The 20,164-nt window shown below is 50.9% G+C and carries 19 protein-coding genes and 3 tRNA genes; 16 read left to right on the top strand and 6 right to left on the bottom strand.

The window, feature by feature from the left end:
• The first annotated feature begins 13 nt into the window (after nucleotides 1-13).
• From ACJJI5_RS15680 to ACJJI5_RS15645, 8 genes are all read left to right on the top strand, one after another.
• Nucleotides 14-1,441, top strand: coding sequence for a Wadjet anti-phage system protein JetA family protein (locus tag ACJJI5_RS15680; RefSeq protein ID WP_445354573.1), 1,428 nt, complete (start codon nucleotides 14-16; stop codon nucleotides 1,439-1,441).
• Nucleotides 1,434-2,198 carry a DUF4194 domain-containing protein gene (locus tag ACJJI5_RS15675; RefSeq protein ID WP_445354572.1) on the top strand — a complete coding sequence of 255 codons (765 nt, stop codon included), beginning with the start codon at nucleotides 1,434-1,436 and terminating at the stop codon, nucleotides 2,196-2,198. Before ACJJI5_RS15680 ends, ACJJI5_RS15675 begins: the two co-directional genes overlap by 8 nt.
• A gap of 155 nt (nucleotides 2,199-2,353) precedes the next feature.
• Nucleotides 2,354-6,001 (top strand): ATP-binding protein, encoded by a 3,648-nt coding sequence (locus tag ACJJI5_RS15670; protein WP_445354571.1) that lies wholly within the window; start codon nucleotides 2,354-2,356, stop codon nucleotides 5,999-6,001.
• 42 nt (nucleotides 6,002-6,043) lie between these two features.
• Nucleotides 6,044-7,246 carry a Wadjet anti-phage system protein JetD domain-containing protein gene (locus tag ACJJI5_RS15665; RefSeq protein WP_445354570.1) on the top strand — a complete coding sequence of 401 codons (1,203 nt, stop codon included), beginning with the start codon at nucleotides 6,044-6,046 and terminating at the stop codon, nucleotides 7,244-7,246.
• Between the two features lie 169 nt (nucleotides 7,247-7,415).
• Entirely contained in the window at nucleotides 7,416-7,877 is a 462-nt protein-coding gene (locus tag ACJJI5_RS15660; RefSeq protein ID WP_445354569.1) for a 6TM ABC transporter family protein, read from the top strand.
• A 131-nt stretch (nucleotides 7,878-8,008) separates the two neighbouring features.
• Entirely contained in the window at nucleotides 8,009-8,482 is a 474-nt protein-coding gene (gene msrC, locus ACJJI5_RS15655) for a free L-methionine (R)-S-oxide reductase MsrC (protein WP_282932196.1), read from the top strand.
• Nucleotides 8,482-9,228: a spermidine synthase gene (locus ACJJI5_RS15650; protein WP_445354568.1), complete on the top strand. Its 747-nt coding sequence runs from the start codon at nucleotides 8,482-8,484 to the stop codon at nucleotides 9,226-9,228. The genes msrC and ACJJI5_RS15650 overlap by 1 nt, the downstream gene beginning before the upstream one ends.
• 126 nt (nucleotides 9,229-9,354) lie before the next feature.
• On the top strand, nucleotides 9,355-9,810 hold the full coding sequence (locus ACJJI5_RS15645) for a hypothetical protein (RefSeq protein WP_282932198.1): 456 nt from the start codon (nucleotides 9,355-9,357) through the stop codon (nucleotides 9,808-9,810).
• A gap of 49 nt (nucleotides 9,811-9,859) precedes the next feature.
• Here the strand turns inward: ACJJI5_RS15645 and ACJJI5_RS15640 are convergent, their stop codons facing one another.
• From ACJJI5_RS15640 to folD, 3 genes are read right to left on the bottom strand one after another with little or no spacing between them, the layout of a single operon-like run.
• Nucleotides 9,860-10,876: a class I SAM-dependent methyltransferase gene (locus tag ACJJI5_RS15640; RefSeq protein WP_445354567.1), complete on the bottom strand. Its 1,017-nt coding sequence runs from the start codon at nucleotides 10,874-10,876 to the stop codon at nucleotides 9,860-9,862.
• Between the two features lie 8 nt (nucleotides 10,877-10,884).
• On the bottom strand, nucleotides 10,885-11,589 hold the full coding sequence (gene rsuA / locus ACJJI5_RS15635; protein WP_282932200.1) for a 16S rRNA pseudouridine(516) synthase RsuA: 705 nt from the start codon (nucleotides 11,587-11,589) through the stop codon (nucleotides 10,885-10,887).
• Nucleotides 11,582-12,427, bottom strand: coding sequence for a bifunctional methylenetetrahydrofolate dehydrogenase/methenyltetrahydrofolate cyclohydrolase FolD (gene folD / locus ACJJI5_RS15630; RefSeq protein ID WP_108733712.1), 846 nt, complete (start codon nucleotides 12,425-12,427; stop codon nucleotides 11,582-11,584). Before folD ends, rsuA begins: the two co-directional genes overlap by 8 nt.
• A gap of 340 nt (nucleotides 12,428-12,767) precedes the next feature.
• On the opposite strand from folD, the gene ACJJI5_RS15625 reads away from it, so the two are divergent.
• The 4 genes from ACJJI5_RS15625 to ACJJI5_RS15610 all read left to right on the top strand — a co-directional run bounded on the left by ACJJI5_RS15625 (nucleotide 12,768) and on the right by ACJJI5_RS15610 (nucleotide 13,802).
• Nucleotides 12,768-12,844, top strand: a tRNA-Pro gene (locus ACJJI5_RS15625).
• 18 nt (nucleotides 12,845-12,862) lie between these two features.
• Nucleotides 12,863-12,939, top strand: a tRNA-Arg gene (locus ACJJI5_RS15620).
• A gap of 115 nt (nucleotides 12,940-13,054) precedes the next feature.
• A tRNA-His gene (locus tag ACJJI5_RS15615) sits at nucleotides 13,055-13,130 on the top strand.
• 210 nt (nucleotides 13,131-13,340) lie between these two features.
• Nucleotides 13,341-13,802, top strand: a complete 462-nt coding sequence (locus ACJJI5_RS15610; protein ID WP_445354566.1) for a hypothetical protein — start codon at nucleotides 13,341-13,343, stop codon at nucleotides 13,800-13,802.
• A 151-nt stretch (nucleotides 13,803-13,953) separates the two neighbouring features.
• Here the strand turns inward: ACJJI5_RS15610 and ACJJI5_RS15605 are convergent, their stop codons facing one another.
• From ACJJI5_RS15605 to ACJJI5_RS15595, 3 genes are all read right to left on the bottom strand, one after another.
• Complete coding sequence (locus tag ACJJI5_RS15605; RefSeq protein WP_445354565.1) at nucleotides 13,954-14,724, bottom strand: hypothetical protein; 771 nt, start codon at nucleotides 14,722-14,724, stop codon at nucleotides 13,954-13,956.
• Nucleotides 14,725-15,037: 313 nt separating this feature from the next.
• Nucleotides 15,038-16,816 carry an ATP-dependent nuclease gene (locus ACJJI5_RS15600; RefSeq protein ID WP_445354564.1) on the bottom strand — a complete coding sequence of 593 codons (1,779 nt, stop codon included), beginning with the start codon at nucleotides 16,814-16,816 and terminating at the stop codon, nucleotides 15,038-15,040.
• Between the two features lie 314 nt (nucleotides 16,817-17,130).
• Nucleotides 17,131-17,967, bottom strand: coding sequence for a tyrosine-type recombinase/integrase (locus ACJJI5_RS15595; protein WP_445354563.1), 837 nt, complete (start codon nucleotides 17,965-17,967; stop codon nucleotides 17,131-17,133).
• On the opposite strand from ACJJI5_RS15595, the gene ACJJI5_RS15590 reads away from it, so the two are divergent.
• The 4 genes from ACJJI5_RS15590 (at nucleotide 17,896) to ACJJI5_RS15575 (ending at nucleotide 19,842) form a co-directional block, all read left to right on the top strand.
• Nucleotides 17,896-18,132 carry a phage major capsid protein gene (locus ACJJI5_RS15590; RefSeq protein WP_507019043.1) on the top strand — a complete coding sequence of 79 codons (237 nt, stop codon included), beginning with the start codon at nucleotides 17,896-17,898 and terminating at the stop codon, nucleotides 18,130-18,132. The genes ACJJI5_RS15595 and ACJJI5_RS15590 overlap by 72 nt on opposite strands.
• Nucleotides 18,133-18,225: 93 nt before the next feature.
• A complete protein-coding gene (locus tag ACJJI5_RS15585) occupies nucleotides 18,226-18,522 on the top strand; it encodes a capsid cement protein (RefSeq protein WP_445354561.1) in 297 nt (98 codons plus the stop codon).
• A 35-nt stretch (nucleotides 18,523-18,557) separates the two neighbouring features.
• Entirely contained in the window at nucleotides 18,558-18,803 is a 246-nt protein-coding gene (locus ACJJI5_RS15580) for a hypothetical protein (protein WP_445354560.1), read from the top strand.
• A gap of 343 nt (nucleotides 18,804-19,146) precedes the next feature.
• Entirely contained in the window at nucleotides 19,147-19,842 is a 696-nt protein-coding gene (locus ACJJI5_RS15575; RefSeq protein ID WP_445354559.1) for a YajG family lipoprotein, read from the top strand.
• Nucleotides 19,843-20,164: the final 322 nt, after the last annotated feature.

The following is a 20,164-nucleotide window of genomic DNA, read 5'->3' as shown; positions in this document are numbered from 1 at the left end:
GGGCCTATAGTCGTTGTTCTTCGTCGATTCCTACCAGCACTTCTTCCGCCCGCTGACCGGTAAATACCGCGAGCAGGTGGTTGAGTGCTTGCGTCTTTTGTATGAGCGTCTGTACACCGCCAAGGCTGATTACGGTGAGTCTTTGCTGCGCGAGCAGATCCTGGAAATTTTTGCCGAGGCCCTGACCCGCGCGCCCCAACTCGACAGCGAGGACGGTGTGCAGGACCCCGAGGGCCGCTTCCGCAACCTGCGCGATCAGGCCGTCTGGGTACTGAACAGCCTGGTGGAATTCGGTTGGCTGGAGAAGCAGGTAGACAGCGCCACGCTCACCGCCACCTATCCGTTTAGCCGCCGGGGCCGCCTTTTCACTCAGCCGTTAGTGGAAGTGAACGGCACTCGCGTGCGCACCCGCCACCGCAATACCCGCAACACCTTAAATGCCCTGGAAGCCTTTGCCAGCCGAGGTGAAATCCACGACTTGATCGATGCCTGGGAATACTCCGAGCGTATCGTGGCGGATTTCACCGATATGATCGCCGAGCTGGAAGAGCGCAAGCGGGAAATGGTGCGGGAAGTGGAGGCTCAATTACTGGTGCAGCAGGCCACCGATGAGTTTTTTTCCTTTATGGAAAGCCGTTTCCAGCCGGACCTGGCTATTCGTCTGTCTGCGGACAGCGTGGAAAAACATCGCGATTCGATCAACCGGGTGATTGACTGCATTCGCCGCAAGGAGGATGTGCAGAAAGCGGAGTGGGAGAAGCGCCTACGCCAACTGCTGCCGGAGTTGGTGCAACCGGGCCACTCCCTGCTGTGGCTGATGCTCGATACCATCGAGGACCGCATGCGCCGCGCCTGCGAGGTGAAGTTGCCCGCTTTGCGCCGTGCACTACAGGGCTTTACCAAGCGTGCCGATATTATTATCCGCCAGCTCAGCTACCTGCATAGCCAGGCCGAAGGTGAATTTGCCGACCTGTGCCAGCGTCTCGGCGAGAGCCAGCAAAAAACACAAATTCTCGAGCAGCTGGGCGAACAGTTAGGTGGCTTCCAACTGCGCCTGTTTGACCCCAAGCAAACCCAGCTGTGGCAGCGCAATCGCCGCCAGCCGGTAAATACCCGGGTCGAAGATGAAACCCCCATCGGTGAAGAAAACCGCCGCGAGATCGAGTTGCAACAACTGCTCGACCAGGCGTTTAACTTCAATAACAGTAACCTGCGCGATTATCTGAGTGATGCCCTCGGCACCGGCCGCCAGATCAACAGCCGCAACCTGCCATTGCGTGATGCGCGTGATCTGCTCGCTATGAGCCATGTGATCGAAGCAGCGGCGGTGAACCAGAGCGGCGCCGCCGACCTGCAGGTGAAATTTACCGGTGAAATCGCCAGCAATGACTTTTTCACCGAATTTGACGAATATATCCTGGAGCTGAAAAACAGTGATTGAACAGGCTTTGGAAGAGGCCCTGGCGCAGTGTCGCCTGAACCGCAGCGAATTTTCCGAGCTACTGGTGCGCCTGTTGGATTACGGCGTTATCTGCCGGGATGAAAGCGTTATCGAAACCACGCTTTATGATCGCTTCCAGCGCTGCGAGCAGCTGGTGCGCGAGTGGTTGGCCCCGCTGGGGTTGCGTTTGCAGCACGACAGCCGTTTCCAGTTTATTCGCGTGTATCCGCCCGGTGCCGAAGTACCGGGTCTGCCGGATCAGGAAGAGCCGCACCACGGCGGCTTCCGCGCCCGACTCAGCCAACAGGAAGTGGCCGCGATTCTCGCCCTGCGCGTGGAATACGATAAAGCGCTGCGGGAAGGGCAGGTGGATGAGAGCGGTTGTGCTGCGCTGTCGATGGAAGCCCTGGAATTGGGCATGCGCAACCTGCTGAAAATGTCCCTGCCGGATAAACACGCCGAGCGCAAAAACCTGTTGAAGAAATTGCGCCAGCTGCGTCTGGTGCAGTTCAGCAGTGAAGAAGTGGAGAGCAGTGCGGAGGTTTGGTTGCGCGTACGCCCGACCATCGCCCACTTTGTCAGCGAGTCGGTATTGCACCAGCTGATCGACAGCGAAGTCCCTCCTACAGTGGAGAGCGAGGCCGCTCAAGTTCATGAGGTTGGCGAGGTTGAAGAGGCCGAACAAGAGCAATCGCTCGAACGCATCACTCCAGAAGTCGAAGATAACAGCCTGTTTGAGAGTGAAGCCGCTTCCTAGTTGAAAACAGATGCCGCACTAGCGGCTATAAAAAATCGAAAACATTCGACCGCCCGGGTTTGCGTAAATCGCGCCCGGGAGCCTCGGAGAGGGGTGTCGGCTTCCCGCCTGCAAAAAGACCCTGCTTTTGAAAAGACCGTTTTTTTGAAAAGACTATGTTCCTAAAAAAACTGATCCTGATTAACTGGGGCAATATCCCGCAGTTGGAATATGATTTCGGCCCGATCAACCTGTTTTCCGGTGGCAACGGTTCCGGTAAAACCACGGCGGCCGATGCTATCCAGACATTGATGACAGCCGCCCACGACACCCTGTTTACTTTTAACCCGGGGCAGGATGAAACCACCCAGCGCGGGCGCGGTGGCAAGCAGGTGCGGACGCTAGCTTCCTATGTGCTGGGTTGTGACGACGGTAGTTATGCCCGTGTCGAGCCCACTGACTGTTACATCGCCGGTATTTTCCATCCCACCAGCGGTGAAGACGATGCTGAGCCTTTTACCGCAGTGATGGGGATTCGCGCGCACCTGGATAACAGCAGCAAACTTGCCCAGGCCCGCCAAAGTGATTTGCGCTTTTTCGTATTCCCCGGCGAACAGTTGGTAATGGGAGATTTTGTCCGGGATTACACCGATGGCAAACACCTGCTGCCGCTGGATAAATTCAACCAGGTCCTGAGCAAGCAGTTCGAAAAAGTAGAGCAGTACGACAAGAAAAAGGCCTATCTGCGCCGCCTTTACGGCGCCCTGCGCGGACGCCGCGATGCGGTCTCCGATCGCGAGGCCATGCACGCCGCGCGCACCTTTGCCAATTTTATGGCCTACAAGCCGGTAAAAAGCATCAACGATTTTGTCGCCCAGGAAGTATTGGAAAAACGTGATCTGGGTGATGCCATCCGCTCCGTCTCCGAGCTGATGAAAACCATTCACAGCATGGAGCAGGAAGCCCGCCAGATTGTGGAGCGGGTCAGTTCCCTGGAGGCCATCGCCCAGTCGGTAGAGCTCTACCGGGAGCAGTGGTTACAGTTGCGGGTGCAGGAATATTTGTGCGCACGCCACCGCCAGCAGCGGGTACAAAAGAGTTATCTGAGCGGCAAGAACGATCAGAAAAAACTGCGCAGCGATCTGGACAACAATGAGCGCGAAGTGCGCGTCGCCTCCGAACGCGTCGAGCAGCTCAATGGTCAGCTGGTAGAGCTTCAAGCCCAGCGCCTGGGTATCGATGCGCTGCGCAATAAGGACGAAATGGAACAGCGTATTAACAATGCCCTGAGCCTTCTGTCCCAGCAGCACACCCCCATGTCTGCCGAAGAGGCGCGCTGGCGCGAGAACCGCGAGGCCGCCGAAGAATTATTAAACTTGCTCAACTCCACCTCCGCCGAGCTGGAAATTCCCGCCTTCTCCGATAAGGCACTGGTGCAGGCAATTAAGCAGGTGTCCCGCGAGGAAGACCTACCTGATCTGCACAAGTTGTTGGGCAAGGACTGGATCGATCTGGCTGCATTGGAGCCACTGCGCGAGCGTGCTGCCAGCAGTGAGGCCCTACAGAACCGCCTCTTCGATCTGCTGGATAGCAGTGGCAAAGCCGGCGCCAGTGATGAGGTTTCCCCCAAAGAGCAGATTGCCCAGCAGGCTTCCCGCTGCGAGCAAAAAGTACAGCAGCTGCAAAAGCAGCTGCGCACCCAGGAAAGTCGCATTCAGCATCTCCAGGCCAATCGCGTGCGCTACCCCCAATCGGTAGAAGTGGCCCTGGCCGCAATTCGCGAGCAGTGCCCAGAGGCGGAACCCCGCGTCCTGTGTGATTATGTGGAAGTGCTGGATGAGCGCTGGCAGATGGCGATTGAAGGCTATCTCGGCGGCGCGCGTTTCTCGATTATTGTGGAGCCGGAACACGAGGCCCGCGCGATTCGTATCGTGCGCGGCCTGCCCGGGCGCAACAACCGCGCTCGTGTGATCCAGGGGGATAAAGCCCGCCGCGATGCGGAGCGCCTGGATACGCCGTCGGGCTCCATTATCGAACTGATGGAGTTCACCCATAAAACTGCCGAGCACTATTTGCGCGCCTCTTACGGTGCCGTGGTTCAGGTGGAGGATGAACACGAGCTGCGCGGCACCCGCCGGGGCCTGACTGCCGACGGTATGGCCAGTGGCAACTACAGCATGTGGCGCTGCGATATGGACGATGCCGAGCTGGTGTTCGGCCAGGGCGCCCGCGCCCGCGCACTGGCGGCGCAGCAGCGCGCTATGGAGCAGTTGCTGGAAGAGGCTGCCCACGTCAACGAGCGCCACCAGCTCTACCGTCGCGTTACCAACGCGGTGCGCGGACTGGCGAATATCAAGCTGTTGTCCATTGTGGATTCCGCCCTGGCGGCACAGCGGGAATGGCGCAGCGCCGAGCGCGCTCTGGAAAACCTGGACCTGAAGGACTTCGAGCAGTTCGAGCAGCAGGTCGATGAACTCAAGGCCCAGCTCAAGGACCAGCAAAAGCAGTTGTCTGATCTCCAGCGCAAGACTGGTTCCCTGGAAACGAAATTAAAGAGCAACGTAAAGCTCTTGGACGCTCTGTCTGGTCAGCTGGAGTCCCTGGACGATGCCGCCAGTGACAGCGAGGAAATGGTAAGGCGTATTACCGCCATCGATCCCACATTTGATGCCGAGCAAGTGCTGGTTACTGCCGACGAGCAGGTAGAGCGCGCCGCTGACAACTTCGACTTCTCAGCGGATATTGAAAGTTGGCAGGGACAGCTGGAAAAATACAGCCGCCAGCTCGATCGCGCGGTGATGGAGTACAACGCCACCTGTGCCAGCGTCGATACCCTGGTGTTTGAGCCAGACTTGAGTGGCGGCCATAAAGATGGTCTGTTCAAGTTGATCAGCGGTCTCGGCGATCAGGTAGAGACCCTACGCAACCGCCTGAAGAACAACCTGCTGGTGGAGCGCCACGATCAATTGCTGGGATTGAAAAAATCCTTTAACACCACTTTTGTAACCCACTTGTGCCACGCTATTTACCAGTCCATTAACGATGGTAAGCGCGTGTTGGATGATCTGAACAAAGAGCTGGAACACCACCGCTTTGGCGCCGACCGCGAGCGCTTCCGTTTCGACTACCAGTGGGTGGCGGAATTTAAGGAGTACTGGAGCTTCTTTAAGGCGGTAATTGAACTGCCGAATCTGGGTGAAGAGCAGAGCCTGTTCGACACGGACTTGGCGCCCAAGCACCGCAAGGTGCGGGATCGCCTGTTGAGTATGCTGCTGAGTGAGGACGAGCAGGTGGCGCGGCGCGAGCTGGATCGAATCAGCGACTATCGCAACTACCGCAGCTATGAAATCTATAAGGAACCGGAGGGCAAGGAGCCGATTGCGCTCAGCCAGTACGGCACCGGTTCCGGCGGTCAGCTGGAAACGCCGGCTTATATTATCCGCTCCGCAGCGGTCACTTCGGCCTTCCGCTTTGGTGAAAGCGGCAGCCATTTGCAAATGGTGCTGGTGGATGAGGCCTTCTCCAAAATGGATGAGTCCCGCTCCAAGGAAGTGATCCGTTACCTGACTGAAACCCTGGGGCTACAGCTGCTGTTTATTATGCCCAGCAGTAAATCAGGGCCTTTTATGGACCTGATCTCGAATCAGTTTGTATTCAGCAAGTGCCCCAGTGCCAAGCCCATCGGCCAGTTGAATACCCGAGTGTATGTTGATCGCAAGGTGTGTAACCAGGAGCGTATCGCCGAACTCTGGGCCAACCACCGCCGCACGATTCGCCAACAAGCATCGCTGGATTTTATGGACCTGGTAGAAGTAGAAGGATAGGTATTTTCGGGGGAAACCCCTCCATTGGCAGGGAGGCAACCGATGGAAAAGACATTGCCCTATTGGGTAGAGGAAAACCCGCTGTTAATCGGCATCCTGAATTTTATTCTGGATCGGCGGGACAGCCAGCTGGAACGCGGCAAGGAAGCCCGCATTAGTTTCAGGCTGGATTTGCGCGCTGGCAGTAAGCGCTGGTTGGAAGTGTTGGAGCCCCTCAGGGACCCCGATCAAGACGAGCAGGAGCTGTGGAGTGAATTGCAGCATTTTGCACGGGAATACCAGTGTTTTACGGTGAAACCGAATCCGAAAAGGCGGCCGGGCATTGCCGAGTGGCAGGGGGCCCAATTGATTTTTCGGGATGCCAGCGAGGAACAGCTGCGCCTGTGGCTCAATCGCCCATCCCCCATCGTTCGCCAATCCGCCTGGACCAGCCTGCTGGAACCCTATGTCGATCGCTTTGAAAATCCCTCTGCTTTTCCCTTCGAAGGCTTGGAACTCCAACCAGGGTTTGATTCCGTCGAAGAAATTATTGCTTGCTGGGTGTCTGTCGGCAAAGAGCTGATCTTTGCCGATAAAATTTCCTGGCGACAATTAGCCGCGCGCTGCTTTAAAGGGGATTCCAAATACCTGGAATTACCCAGTCGTCAATCTCTGGTGCGCAATCTCTATCCTGACCTGAGCCGTAAAATCCAGGAGCGCCAGCTTTTACTCCACGCCTACCTGCCCAGGCAATTTGAGCAGGTCATTTTTATCGAAAACCAGGACACTTTTATTAGCCTGGCGGAGCTGCAACCCAGTCGTGCTGCGCTGGTTTATAGCGAGGGCTACCAGGGCGGCGCAGAACGGATTCGCAATGGGGAGAGGGTGCGTTTCAGCACAATTAATGTGGTTAGTGAAAATATCCGGCAGCAATTCCTTAGCTGGTGGCACGATGGGGAGTCCCGAACGGTTCCAACATTTTTCTGGGGGGATCTGGACTATGAGGGATTGCGTATTGCCGCAGCGCTAAGAAAGAGCTTTCCCGACTTGCAGTGCTGGCGCCCAGGCTACGATCTGTTACTGCATTTTCTGCGCACGGGAAAAGCCCATGCTCCGGAGCAGGCGGAAAAGATGGGGCAAAAGCTGGTGCAAGCGATTGGTTGCCAATACGCAGATAGCACTCTGTTGCCAGCAATTTCAGACAGTAATCGCTATGTGGATCAGGAGGCGGTTGAGATTGGGGAGTTGGCTGGGACATTAGTGTGAATATGTCGCTATCCGATAAATTTTAATTGTTCGTTTTTTATGGAATGGTGACTATCAAGGTGTCGGCGGGCGTTTGAACTTGTTTTTTATGCGCAATTTCTCGGAAGATAGAAAAAATTTGCTGTAAAAATGCCCCTCAGAATAACAAGTGCAGTTTCCGGAGTTTGCTATGCGTCAGTTTTCCATCCTGGTCATTTTTGCGTTGGCCTTTGGCGGCGCCGCCGTGATGTACGAGAAGGAAAGTCGTAAAGTAAAAGGCGTGTTGACCCAGATTACTGAACTTCAGGCGCAGATGGGTGATTTACAGGCGGAGATCAACCGCCTGAACAGCGAATTGGAAACCGTGAAGCTTGCGGAGCGCCGCCGCCCTAATCTGAGTGCTATGGCCAACCGCATTCGCCGCGAAGGTAGCGGCAATCCCGCACAAGTTGCGCCCAAGCCGAAAGTGGAAGATCGCTTCGAAAAGTCCCGCAACCTGATGCAGTCAGACGTTACCAGCGCGCCGCCGGCTATCCAGTCGAACACTCGTAGCAACAATGATGAAAGCGAGTGGTCTCGCCCAACTGTCGATGCCGATGAGTATCGCAGTGAGACTGGTGAAGAGCCTGCAGTGGTCGATCCCTACCAGTAATTTTGCACTCTGCATATTGATTCCCTCGCCAAAGCCCGCAAAATACCGGCATCCCGCAGGATACTGTTTTGCGGGTTTGCCAGTTTTAGCTGACACGATTTGAAATTATAAGTGGGCAAGGGGCGCTAGGTATGTCGCTGAACAAGTTTTACACCACCTTAAATGGGCAGCTGGAAGGATTGCTTTCTGCGGAGCGAGACTGGCTAGCCAACACCGCCAACGCCAGTGCGCTGTTGTTTATGGAGCTGGAGGATATCAACTGGGCCGGCTTCTATTTCCTCTACGGTGATGAATTGCGTTTGGGGCCCTTCCAGGGCAAGCCTGCCTGTACCCGGATTCCAGTGGGCGCTGGTGTTTGCGGCACTGCTGTTTCGACCGGTGAATCCCAATTGGTAGACGATGTGCATCAGTTCCCCGGCCACATTGCCTGCGATGCCGTGTCGGCCTCAGAGGTGGTGGTGCCACTGTATGATGACGCGGGTCGTTGCCTGGGAGTGCTGGATATCGATAGCCCCAGTGTGGCGCGCTTTAGCGAGGAAGACCTGGCGGGCCTACAGGAATTTGCCCGGGTATTGCTCAAGTCCTCAGACCTCCCGGCGAGCTGATGGCGCTGCTTTGGCAAAAGCAGGTTGGCGACACCTGTTACCAGGTGCGCAACCATGGCGCCAGTGTGCGCCTCTACAGCAATGGGGTTTTCCACTCTCAGTGGAATCCCCGCGATCCGCTCAAAGGCTCCCTTTGGGAGTTATTGCTGCTACCGGCATTCTTCCTCCCTGAAGAGCGCTTGAATTCGGTATTGGTACTCGGCGTCGGTGGTGGTGCACTGATTCGCCTTTTGCAGGCGTTCACCTCCGCCAAGCGTATTGTCGGCGTAGATTTGGACCCGGTGCACCTGGATATTGCCCGTCGCTTCTTTGGCGTACGTGATGTTGAGCTGGTGTGTGCGGATGCCTGTGACTTTGTGCACGACCACTTAAAGCGACCCTCTCACAGCACTTTCGACCTGGTGATTGACGACTTATTTGGGCACTGCGACGGCGTAGCGCAGCGAGCGGTAACCGCCGATAAGTCTTGGTGCTCCAGCCTGATGCGCCTGCTTCATAAAGATGGCGTGCTGGTCAGTAACTTCGGGGATAGGCCCGAGCTACAGAACAGCGCTTGGCGCGACAAAGCTATGCGCGATCGACTCGGCGGAGCCTGGATGGCCTATATGCCCCAGTACGAGAATCATATCCTGGCAGTGAGCAGAGGAACTCTGCGCAAAGGTGAGTTGGCGGCCAGGGCCCCAGAAAAGATCAATCCCGCCAACCCCAATCGGCGCCTGGATTTCCGCATGAGCCAGCTTCGCTGATCCCGACAACCCCCACAGAGGCTGGCCCCTAAAATCCCTGTCACTTTAATAGTGATATTCATTGGCGCCCTTTGTCACCTCGTGACTATACTCAAGGTGAGCGAAGTGTTCTGCCGGGATCGATTGATGCGGTACAAAACTGTTGAGGAAGTGATTCAGGAAGGAAGGGATTTTCATGCCAAGTTGGCGCTGCAGTACGAAGAGTATGAGCAGCTTGCCACCAATGAACGGGTCGAGTTGCTGCTGGATCAGCTGCGACGACGGGAAGATTCCATGAAGCACTCACTGGAAAATTTCCATGCAGACCTGCCCCCTGGAGCCCTACATACCTGGGTGCAATTTGCCCCGGAAGGGCGAGAGAAAGAATTTTTGCAGCGCTTGCGCGGCATTGATATTGAAGACTTGGAGCAGATTGCCAAGTTGGCCATGGATATCGAGATCTACCTGGCCGATCAATATCGGGATCTTGCCCAGGGCGCTGAAACCCCATCGGCACGAGATGCATTCGAACGATTGCGACAACTCGAAGAGTTGGAAGAGCATACGCTGTCGATGAACTTGTTTAATCTGCGCGATTACTAGCCTTTAATCCTGTTTCCAGGCGACTGCTGCCGGCCTGCGCCCCTAGCTCTTAGGGGCGCAGACGGTATACGCAAAATCCTTGCTCTTTAGTGATCAAATCCACCTGGGAAAAATAGCGGGGCCCTTTTTTCGCCAGGGGAATAAATTCATTCACCACAAAAATCGCAGCGCCGGAATCTTTGAGAATCCGCGCACTCTGCTGCAGAAAGCGATCGGTCAAATCTCCCTCCACCTGAAAGCCCTGGTGGAAAGGTGGGTTGCACAGCACCAGATCGGCGATTTCACTCTCCAGTTCAGAGCCTGCATCAGAGGGCACAACGATGCCTTCGATTCCCTGTTCGGTAAAATTCTTGCGGCAGGCCAATAGAGCAGCGGCGTTATTATCCGTAGCGGTAAAATGATATTTACCCAAAGCGGCTAATTGCATACTCAGGTAGCCATAACCACAACCGAGATCAACAATACGAGAACCGTCCTGTGGCAACTCAGTGGTTAATTGCTGGGCGAGTAGGGCACTGCCTTTATCGATTTTGTTCCAGCCGAACAATCCCGGCTTGGAGTAGAGGTCGCCAAGCTCGGGCAGCTTTTGTAACTGGGCATACTGAAGCTCACCAATTGGATTGCCGGTGTCCTCGTGAGCGACAACATTACTGCTCAGGTAGTCGTTGCCGTTTTTTTGCAAGTGCTTGGCAGTGCCCAGGCGCTCGGCCACTTTGGCGGCGTAGCTTTTGATTCCGCTTTGCTTTTCACCCAGCAGAACCAATTCGCCACCTTCACCGAGGAAGTGGGGTGCACAATCAATAATATGGTGAACTACGGCCTTCTCTTTCGAAACGGCGTAAACAATACGGCGGTATTTACGGTCCAGTTCTTCAAAGTGGAAATCGTTGAAGAAGCTCCGCTTCACCGTATTTTCGGCGAGTTCGGCAATATCCCAGCGGTTACTGATTAAATCCCCGGCAAAATGAAACCCCTCCTGGTGTAAGAGGGGCTTGCTGTTTTCATCGGCGATCCACAGGGTTTCCTCTGGGGCCTGGATAAGTTCCTGATGTAGAAGGGCTGACATATCTTTTTTTAATTGATAGAGGCAATTTCTTCAGGGGTCAGGAGGCGGTAATCACCTTCCTGAAGTTCTTCATCCAAGATGATTTCGCCGATCTTTTCCCGGTGCAACTCCAATACCTTGTTGCCCAAGGCCGCAAACATACGCTTCACCTGATGATAGCGCCCTTCACCGATGGTGATGCGCACTTCGTTGGCAAAGAGAATCTCCAGCTTGGCGGGTTTGGTTCTCTTCTTTTCATTATTGAGCCAGACACCCTTGGCAAGCTTGGCCACGGCATCTTCCTCAATTTTCTCGGCCAACAGAGCGTAGTAGGTCTTGTCGCAATGGTGGTTGGGGGAGGTCACCTTGTGGGACCACTGGCCGTCATCGGTAAGCAGCACCAGGCCGGTGGTATCAATATCCAGGCGCCCGGCAATATGCAACTTTTCCTTGTTAGGCTCATCAATCAGGTCCAGCACTGTAGGGTGCTCGCCATCTTTGGTGGCACTGACATAGCCTAGGGGCTTGTTCAACATAATGTAGCGGGGCCCCGGCTCGTGCAGAGGCTCATCATCCAGGCACAACTCATCACTGACTTGTATTTTGGTGGCCGCATTGGTGACCACCTCACCATTGACGGTAATGCGCCCCGCCCAGGCGGCGCGCTTTACATCGGTGCGGGAGAGGTCGGTGACCTGGCTGACCGCTTTATCCAGACGAATCAGGTTAGCCAATTTTACGCTCACCGGAATCGACAGATTGATAAATCAGGGTATTGATGGTCATGGGACCAACGCCACCGGGTACCGGGGTGTAAGCGGCAGCGCGCTCAGTCAGCGGGCCCAGCTCGATATCGCCGACACCCCCGGGGTGGTAACCGGCATCCACAACTACAGCGCCATCCTTAATCCACTCGGCCTTGATAAACTCAGGCTTGCCCACAGCGCCCACTACGATATCGGCGCGGCGGATATGCTCGGCCAGGTCTTGGGTGCGGGAGTGGCAGATAGTCACGGTGGCATTGGCATTCAACAACATGGCCGCCATCGGCTTACCCAAAATGGGGCTGCGACCCACAACCACGGCGTGCTTGCCTTCCAGTTCAATATTGTAGGCTTCCAGCAGGCGCATAATTCCTTTAGGAGTCGCGCAGCCATAGGCCTCTTCACCCATTGCCATACGGCCAAAGCCCAGGCAGGTTACACCGTCTACATCTTTCTCCAGGCTGATCGCATCAAAACAAGCGCGCTCATCGATCTGCGCCGGTACCGGGTGCTGGAGCAGAATGCCGTGGACGTTGGGGTTGGTGTTGAGTTCTTCGATCTTGGCGAGCAGCTGCTCAGTGGTGGTGGAGGAGGGCAGTTCCACCTGGAGGGAGTCCATGCCGATTCGGCGGCAGGCATTGCCCTTCATCTTTACGTAAGTGGCGGAGGCGGGGTCATCACCTACCAGAATGGTCGCCAGGATTGGCGTTTGGCCACCACTCTTTTCCTTTAGTACGGCTACCCGAGCCGAGAGTTCCTCTTCAGTTTTCTGTGCCAGGGCCTTGCCGTCCAGAACCAGTGCAGACATAGATACTATCTCTAACAGTAAAAAATCGATGGCTAATAGACCGGAATCTGCTTCAGCACCTACTTTATATAGAAGGGCGGAAGCCGGCGATTTTTAAAAACGCTTACTTTTTATCCGGTCGGATTCGCGAAGTGCGCCATTTTCGCACAGGTTGGAAATAATTTCGCCACTTCTGGGCCCAGATAGGCAAAAGGATAAACTTCTTTAAAAATAATAGCTTAGAAGCGTTGACATGGGCCGGGGGTATCATTACTATGCACGCACTTCGCAGCTACAGCGACTTACACAACCACCTACGGGGCGGTTAACAGGGTCAAAGAGGTGCGAATGATTGGAAAAACGGGGCATAGCGCAGTCTGGTAGCGCGCCTGCTTTGGGAGCAGGATGTCGGGGGTTCGAATCCCTCTGCCCCGACCAATTTTCCGGGTTCACCTTGCGCCCGTAGCTCAGCTGGATAGAGCATCCGCCTTCTAAGCGGATGGTCGCAGGTTCGAGTCCTGCCGGGCGTGCCATCTTCACAAGATGGTGCTGGTTTGGCAAAAAGGACTTAGTCTGAAGCCAGATTGGCTGCAAGAGGTATCCGGCAATCAGTACTGCCACAAGGTGCTGAAGTATATCACTTTTATGGTGGCCGTAGCTCAGTTGGTAGAGCACAGGATTGTGGCTCCTGAGGTCGCGGGTTCGATCCCCGTCGGCCACCCCAGATTCTTCCTTGTTTATCAAGGACTTAAAACCCCGCCGAGTGCGGGGTTTTTTAGTTTTGGGCCTCAGTGTACGAATTCGGTGTACGAATTCCTGCCTCAATCTATGTTGAGGTTTAATGTTGGCAGATCGTGAGTCATGTCCATCTGGCGGTAAAAATCCCCCCCCCCTCCCTCCTGTTGAAATCACTAAGAAGTAGCTTGGAGCTGTAATGAAGTATCTGCTGTGCGTATTTTTCTTAACCTGTTCTGCTTTCGCCTCTGCGGCTGGGGACTCAAACTTTTCATTGGGCGTGGGTGTGGATCATGCTGGATTAGGAGCAAAGTATTCGATTAACCGCGGTAAAGATAAGTACTTCGGCTCTTTGGGTTGGAAGGGTTTTTCCGATGAGGCTGGTTCAGTCACGGGGTATGGATTGGGTTGGGAGCGACTTGTAGCTTCCGATAGCCATTCTTTAGGAGCTTTCTTGGGGCTTGTAGAAGTTCACTACAGTAGAAATGAAGCAGCGCGCTATAACGGGATTGCTTTGCTTTACAATTATTACTTTTCAGGATTTTCTGAATCCTCATTTGTTCTCGGTGCCGCTGTTCATGCGGGAACCAGATCAGGTGATAAGTCGTATTTTGATGAACATACTACCGGTGCGAGTGTAAAGTTAGCTTATCAATGGTAGGGTTGATGAAGTTGGCCGCACTCCCTGTGGGCCACTTCTAATGCGCACTCCGTGATTGGGGTCCATTCATATTAGGCTTTATTAAAGTGTGTGGTTGTCTTGGATTAATTCAATTGGGGCCCCAGATAACTATTTGTTCGCAGGAGTGGGGTTATCGCGGTAGCCCCAGTAAAAATGTATCAGTTAAATCGAATAGTTTATCTGAGGGATCTTCTCCTTGCTCCTTTGCTTCTAGCATGCTTATGAGATCTTGGTCTGTTAAGGTTAAGATTAACTTCCCGTGTTCGCGCATTGCTCCTTGAATCATTTTGTTTGCATTGTCACTGGCCCCTTCACGAGTTAAAACAATAGCTACCTTTCTGAGGGCTCGCTCTAGAAGGTATTTTTCAGTTGTTAGAACTTGCTCTTGCTGGATCTTGTTAGTGTAGTTTTTAAACTCGAATATTATGTAGTGGCTGCCTAAGCTTTGAGCAATTAATTTCCAAAATGCTGAGTTTGAGCGAACCCTGCAAACTAAATCATATCTATGTAGCCCGTCATCTGTGGTTTTCTGTGCGCTCCAACCATCTAGTTCATTTTCAAACAAGTACTTTAATATTTTTATGCAGAGAGCTTCATAGTTCCTCCAGTCCTCCTTTCCTTTAGGTAGCGAAGTCAACTCCTCGGATAGTTTGGTCCCTTCATCATCAATTGTGTGATTTATGGGGGTTTCCTTTATTAGCGTACCTAACTCGAAAGGAGTGGTTGACTGGTTATTGGTGAATTGTGGCTCTATTTCGATCAGTGAGTCTAGTTCATCTGTTAGCTCCGGTGAGGCGAGAGCCAGATCTCTTAGTTTGTACCTATCCAAGATATCGATGTCGTATAACTCTTTTAATACTTCTTGGGTCTTAATTGGAAGCACGCTTGAAACAATCAGCATATATTTTTCTTTATTTTCTTTTTTTCCATTTGTTGCTACCCGTTTTGCTGCGGAGTTGATGAGGGAGGATCTAACATTTGCCGTTCTGTAGTATTTAACATCTATTGCCCATTCTTCATTGTTTTTTGACCCTGTAAAATCGAATCCGTGGCTACCTCTTTTTTCACTTGGTTAAATTTTAAATTCATCGGTTTCAAGAATCCTCCCAACAAGCTCTTCAAATTTTTCCCAGTTAGGTTTTTCTTTTTTCAGTATCGTGTTAATAGTTTCCATGGATTGTTACTTGCGTTATTTTTTGGTTTTGAAAGTGCAGTTATCTATTGCGTATTTCATTGTTGTTTGAATTTTTAATGAATTTTACTAGATCATTTACTCTTGCTCTTAAGTCAAGATTGGACAGGGAGGCTTCGTTATTGTTGGTGTAATGTTTGGCCACTTTGACTTTATTTGCAGTAACTTCATCATTTTTTTTGATTGTTTTGTATTTTAAAAGATTTTCCCAGACACATTTGCTCACGATCTCTTTTGCTGATGGGTGGACAGCTTTTACGCTTTCTTCAACTTTGTCAAATTCTAAGTAATTTTCTACTTCTCTGCCTTTTGTTATCCATGCAAATCCAGGTCCTGAGTTAAATTCTTCTTTGAGTCGTTGTTTAGTTTTGTTTAATTTGCCCCTTGGATTTTTCTTGTCGCTATCAAACATTATTACCGAATTCCGATTTAGTTTTCTGACTGATATAAGGTCGTTAGCGGCTGAGGTGGCTTCTTCTGAGTCGTGTGCTGTCAAATGGCTAAATAGCCTTCCTCCATAGAACATTATTGAATAGTGAATGCCTTCTATGAGGTCGGGGGAATGATGAGAGATCCAAAAATTTAAGTATATTCTGTCCGAGGGTCCTTCAACCCAAATAATGCAATTTGCTTGAAGTATATCTGAAGCTTTATATCCTAGATCATTGCATATGTTTGATTTTTGCTTGGTGCTAGATATTGCTTCAACATTGGACGCTCCATTTTTCAATGTAACATGAAATACTTCAGAATCTACAGCGTCTAACAAGTGAGCTGAATGTGTAGTGAACAAGTATTGATTGTTTGTTTCTTTGTTTAGGTAGTTGACTAACTTTCTTTGAAGTAATGGGTGTAAGTGGAGCTCTGGCTCCTCAATGCATAATATTGTGTTTTCTAATGAAGTTGCAGCTGCGGCTAAGATTATTACCTCATGAACTCCAGTCCCTAGAGATTCCAGTGGGAGAGTTTTCCCATCTATATGTGTCAGGATCATATCTCGTTCGTAGGGTATTTCTATCTCTGCTGAATTATTGCTAAGTACATCTTGGAGGAAATGATTGATAGCAAAGAATTTACTTTTTGATTTTTGATCCTTTAGTGAGGGGTTTTGTAGTCTTGCTAACCTTTCGATAATTCCTTCGCCGCTAAAATCAGAGGTTTCGCTATTGGATGAGCCAATTTTTCTGATTGCTGGTACTATTTCTATTTTTGGCGGTTTATCTGGTGTGTAAGCTAGGGCTTCAATGGTTTCTGGAATCCAGTGTTTTAACAGTTCTCCGCCTGATTTTCTTGTTAGGGCGCTACGAATAGTGCTCCATTCCCTTTCAGATAATTCTTGACGAACAGTATTAGGGTATTCTAAAGAAAAATGTCCATTGAGGTTGCTTGCGCCATATGTGAACCATATAAAACCACCATCAAAGAAATGCTCAGATAAAAGGACTTTTTTTGCTAAGTTGATATAACTGGAATGGTTTTTTCCATTGGGAAGCTTTTTGTATATATGGTTATCAATTTCACTTACAGGCAATGGAAAAGAAATTCTGTGCCAACCTGGTTGGCTTGAAATGTGTTTATCAATTTCTGTAAATGAGTGTTTCTTTTCAATTGGGATATTGTGTCTTCGATCTTTAGCTTTTTTTAGGAAAAAATCATAGTGGCCGTGAAGAAAATTGATAATATTGGATTTTCCTGAGTTATTTTGACCGATGATAAAGTTAACCTTTTTAAGTGGGCTAATTTTTACCAATTCATCCCCAATGCTTCTAAACCCAGAAAAACCAAAACCTTTAAATTGCACCTTAATTCCTTTAGTGTTATGAGATGGATATAAATTGTATTGAGAAAAAGCAGTTTATGCAGGTAACCCCCATGAGGAGTGCCCATAAACTTAATCTATAACGAAGAGATATGGGAGGTATCTCTTGGCGCCTAATGCCAATTCAGTAATTCTAGTTATACTTGAGCATGAAATGAAGTAGATTTTATTTAGGGGTTGCCTTTTGATTGGTTGCTAGATTCAAACTAGCGACCCGATCCGCCGTACGGTTATATCGCTCAGCCATAGATCGTGTCTTATGTCCGGTGAATTTTTGAACATCCCCATCAAAGTCACTAGCCGCTTTGATCTTCAAATCGTGAAAGCGAAAGCGCTGTTTGATTGCCCCAGCAGCTAGCGCTGCTCGTTGTTCCCTTTGCCAAATAGCATTGAACCCGGTGCGGGTGTAGGCGCGGCCAACGCGGCTGCGAATGATATGGGGGGGGTTGGATTTGTGCTTCTGTGTTAGTGACTACTGCTAGGTCAACGGCTTCTTTGAGCGCTGTGCTCCATAGTTTTAACTGGGCTTTGCCTGTTTTGGCTTGCACGATCAATAGGCCATCTTCTTGGATGTCTGCACGGGTGAGAGCGAGTACATCCTGTTGCCTGGCTGCACACAAATAGCTAATTTCCATAGCGCACTGGTGCATCACATGGCCGCGATCACCCAGCCATTGCCAAAAGGCTTGGTATTCCCAGTCTTCTACGTAGCGCCCGCCGGGCTTTACTTTAATTGTTTTTACTACTGCTGTGGGGTCTTCAATCTTCACGAAGCCCCTGGCTTTGCCCCACTTCATCACAATGCCTAGAAAGGTTCGCTCTCTATTGGCTGAGGTGGGGTACTCAGCGCCGCGCGCATCCATAAACATCTGTACCAGTGGGGAAGTGATATTGTCTGGTTCCATCTCCCCAAATACCGCGAGAACACGTTGGCTATAGCGATGGTAGTCTTTTTGAGTCTGCGGCTTTATGTGTTTGGTGTGCTGGGGGGAGGCGAAGTAGAGCTCTACTAAATCCGCGAAGGTAAAGGTCTTTTGCACTAGACCGGCTAGGTATTTCTCATAGGCAGCCCAAACTTCAGCCTGAGAGGCATTGGTGCCAGCCACTACCTTAATACCGACCCGGTAGTGCATGACACTATCGAATTGTTCTATCTGGGTGGTCAGCAAGTACCAGTCTTAGAAGAGCAAAATGGCTGGGGTATCGATGGCGTGGAATTCAAAGTCCTCCTGGATGCGGCAGCCAAAGCCTGGGACCTCAAAGGCATGATGAAGACCCCAAAACCAGCCTACAGCTAGTTCTGGCAAGGTTCATTGAAGAGGCCGCACCGCGCGGCCATTTTACTTTCAGTTACAAGCCCATTCGAGAGAAAGAGAGTAGCTACTAATTTTGTGCAAGACGGGCGCATACTGGGTTACATCAATAACTCCAGTGCGAAGATTACCTCTGGTCAGGTGGTGGTAGGCGTGATTGCTATAGATGGGGTATTCACGGTGTCTAAGGTATCTGCCGCAGAGATCAATCAGGGTGAAACCCTATCCTGGGTGGTTGTCTCCAGCTCATTCGATAACAGCGCAGCCACTGGCGATATCATCGGAGCAGCGGCCTTTGCCGCTGACGATGCGGGTTCCAGTGTTACCAGCTTCGCGGTCAAATTTACCGGTGTACCAGGCTCAGTGAAGTCATAATTCATCATGGGCTTAAATCAGAGAGCCGCAAGCGCGTGTTTCGTAAGTGGGGCAAAGCCGCTACCTATGATGATGGTAGCGGCGGTGAGTCTATTGATTGCCGAGTGATAAAAGATCAGGAGGTTGGCGAGTTCGAAGAGGATGAGCGCGTCCGGGTGCCACGCGTAGAGTTGAATCTTCTGGTGAGTGAGGTAGGGGTTTATTGCTTAGAGACAGTGGTTGCCTTTGGTGGTGTGGAGTATGCGGTGCGAAAGATGTTATCGGATGATGGGGTTATTTAACGGGTGTTGGTGGATGTATAGAGACTTATACACTTCCCAAAGTAAAATAAAGCAGCGACAATGTTGGATTATAGAGGATTTCATTTTTTGTCAGCCAGTTGCATCTGGGAGTCGCACAATGGGAGAGAAATAAGAATAATTATTGAGTATCTCAATAAGATTTAATCACACTGCACTTGCGATGTTGCCGCTGAAACCAGGGAGCTACTCTTAAGTGTCTGTATGCCCAAATTGAATGGTAAGTTTGAGCAAAATATTATTGTCATCTCTCCATATGCTTAAATTAAAAAATATTGTACATTGTGTGTTATGCGGCAAGTATTATCACGAAAGAGGATATAGCATGAGAAATTTGTATGCGTTTTTAATACTAATGTTCCTGACTGGGTGTGCAACGAATCCGAATAGTTTGGATGTTCCTACCCAAATAACCTGCATTCAAGTCCCTTCAGGAGTAGAGGGCTTTGATAAGAGAGGTTGGGAGCAAGTAGAATTCAGAACAACTTTGCAGCCAGGGCCTTATATTTCGGAAAGAGAAGATAGTCAGGGGATATACTATCGAGCTCCTCAAGGAGGTGTGTTTGTTGGGAGGGACGACATGCTACATAAGCCATCAAGCATATTAACTTACATGACGTGGGATGGGGGAATTTGGATTCCAAAGAATGTTAATGAAAAGCCTAGAATATATAATTACTTTTCAACGAGCAGTGCTGAAGTAAAAGAAGTGGAGAAAGGTGTTTTGTGCGAAAATGCTACAGTATCTGGTGACCTAGATGCAGAAGGTGTTAGTGCTGTTTCCTTTACTAAAGCTGGAAAAACTTCAAATAGTTCTTTGTCGGCAGGTCAAACGGAATATACAGGATCAAGAGGAAGTGTAATAGGGGGGCTCGTTGTCTCTAGTTTGATTAATATGGATGTAGGAAAAATCACCTTCCAACCTGAGCTTGAAGATGAAGTATTTATTCAAAACCTTCGCAATTTAGCTAAAGGTGTAGTAATTCTTGAGCATTCTACAGCTGTAGAGGAATCTGAGTGATCAGAAAGTAATAATACTATCACATTTTACTGGTGTATTGATTGGGAAGTTTAGTTGGATTGTACATGATAGAAGTAAGTAAAGCAGATGAGAGGTGCATGTACGCTGACATTTTTTCTGCGAGGTAATGAGGGCGATTACTCTGAAGCAGAAAAACATAATTACCCATATCGAACTGACCATATGATTACTTCGGCTGGCGTACTTAGAACAAGTCTTGGTGTATAGGGTGTAAGGCTGTTTTAAAGAGAGTTGCTTGCTTAGCGGAGCAGCTCCGCGATAAGTTGCCTGGAGGCTCTATTATCGGGGTTCACGGCGGCCA

The sequence above is a fragment of the Microbulbifer maximicatervae (SeqCode) genome (assembly GCF_052467955.1).
Note: the sequence above shows the minus strand (reverse complement) of the source record. Positions and strands in the feature narration are given on the sequence as shown.

Excerpts from the sequence above, each read along its gene's own strand:
- folD (WP_108733712.1), bottom strand. The coding sequence starts at position 12,427 with ATGTCTGCACTGGTTCTGGACGGCAAGGCCCTGGCACAGAAAACTGAA.
- ACJJI5_RS15645 (WP_282932198.1), top strand. The coding sequence starts at position 9,355 with ATGCGGTACAAAACTGTTGAGGAAGTGATTCAGGAAGGAAGGGATTTT.
- ACJJI5_RS15665 (WP_445354570.1), top strand. The coding sequence starts at position 6,044 with ATGGAAAAGACATTGCCCTATTGGGTAGAGGAAAACCCGCTGTTAATC.
- ACJJI5_RS15575 (WP_445354559.1), top strand. The coding sequence starts at position 19,147 with ATGAGAAATTTGTATGCGTTTTTAATACTAATGTTCCTGACTGGGTGT.
- ACJJI5_RS15670 (WP_445354571.1), top strand. The coding sequence starts at position 2,354 with ATGTTCCTAAAAAAACTGATCCTGATTAACTGGGGCAATATCCCGCAG.
- ACJJI5_RS15650 (WP_445354568.1), top strand. The coding sequence starts at position 8,482 with ATGGCGCTGCTTTGGCAAAAGCAGGTTGGCGACACCTGTTACCAGGTG.
- ACJJI5_RS15610 (WP_445354566.1), top strand. The coding sequence starts at position 13,341 with ATGAAGTATCTGCTGTGCGTATTTTTCTTAACCTGTTCTGCTTTCGCC.
- msrC (WP_282932196.1), top strand. The coding sequence starts at position 8,009 with ATGTCGCTGAACAAGTTTTACACCACCTTAAATGGGCAGCTGGAAGGA.
- ACJJI5_RS15660 (WP_445354569.1), top strand. The coding sequence starts at position 7,416 with ATGCGTCAGTTTTCCATCCTGGTCATTTTTGCGTTGGCCTTTGGCGGC.
- ACJJI5_RS15595 (WP_445354563.1), bottom strand. The coding sequence starts at position 17,967 with ATGCACTACCGGGTCGGTATTAAGGTAGTGGCTGGCACCAATGCCTCT.
- ACJJI5_RS15640 (WP_445354567.1), bottom strand. The coding sequence starts at position 10,876 with ATGTCAGCCCTTCTACATCAGGAACTTATCCAGGCCCCAGAGGAAACC.
- ACJJI5_RS15605 (WP_445354565.1), bottom strand. The coding sequence starts at position 14,724 with ATGCTGATTGTTTCAAGCGTGCTTCCAATTAAGACCCAAGAAGTATTA.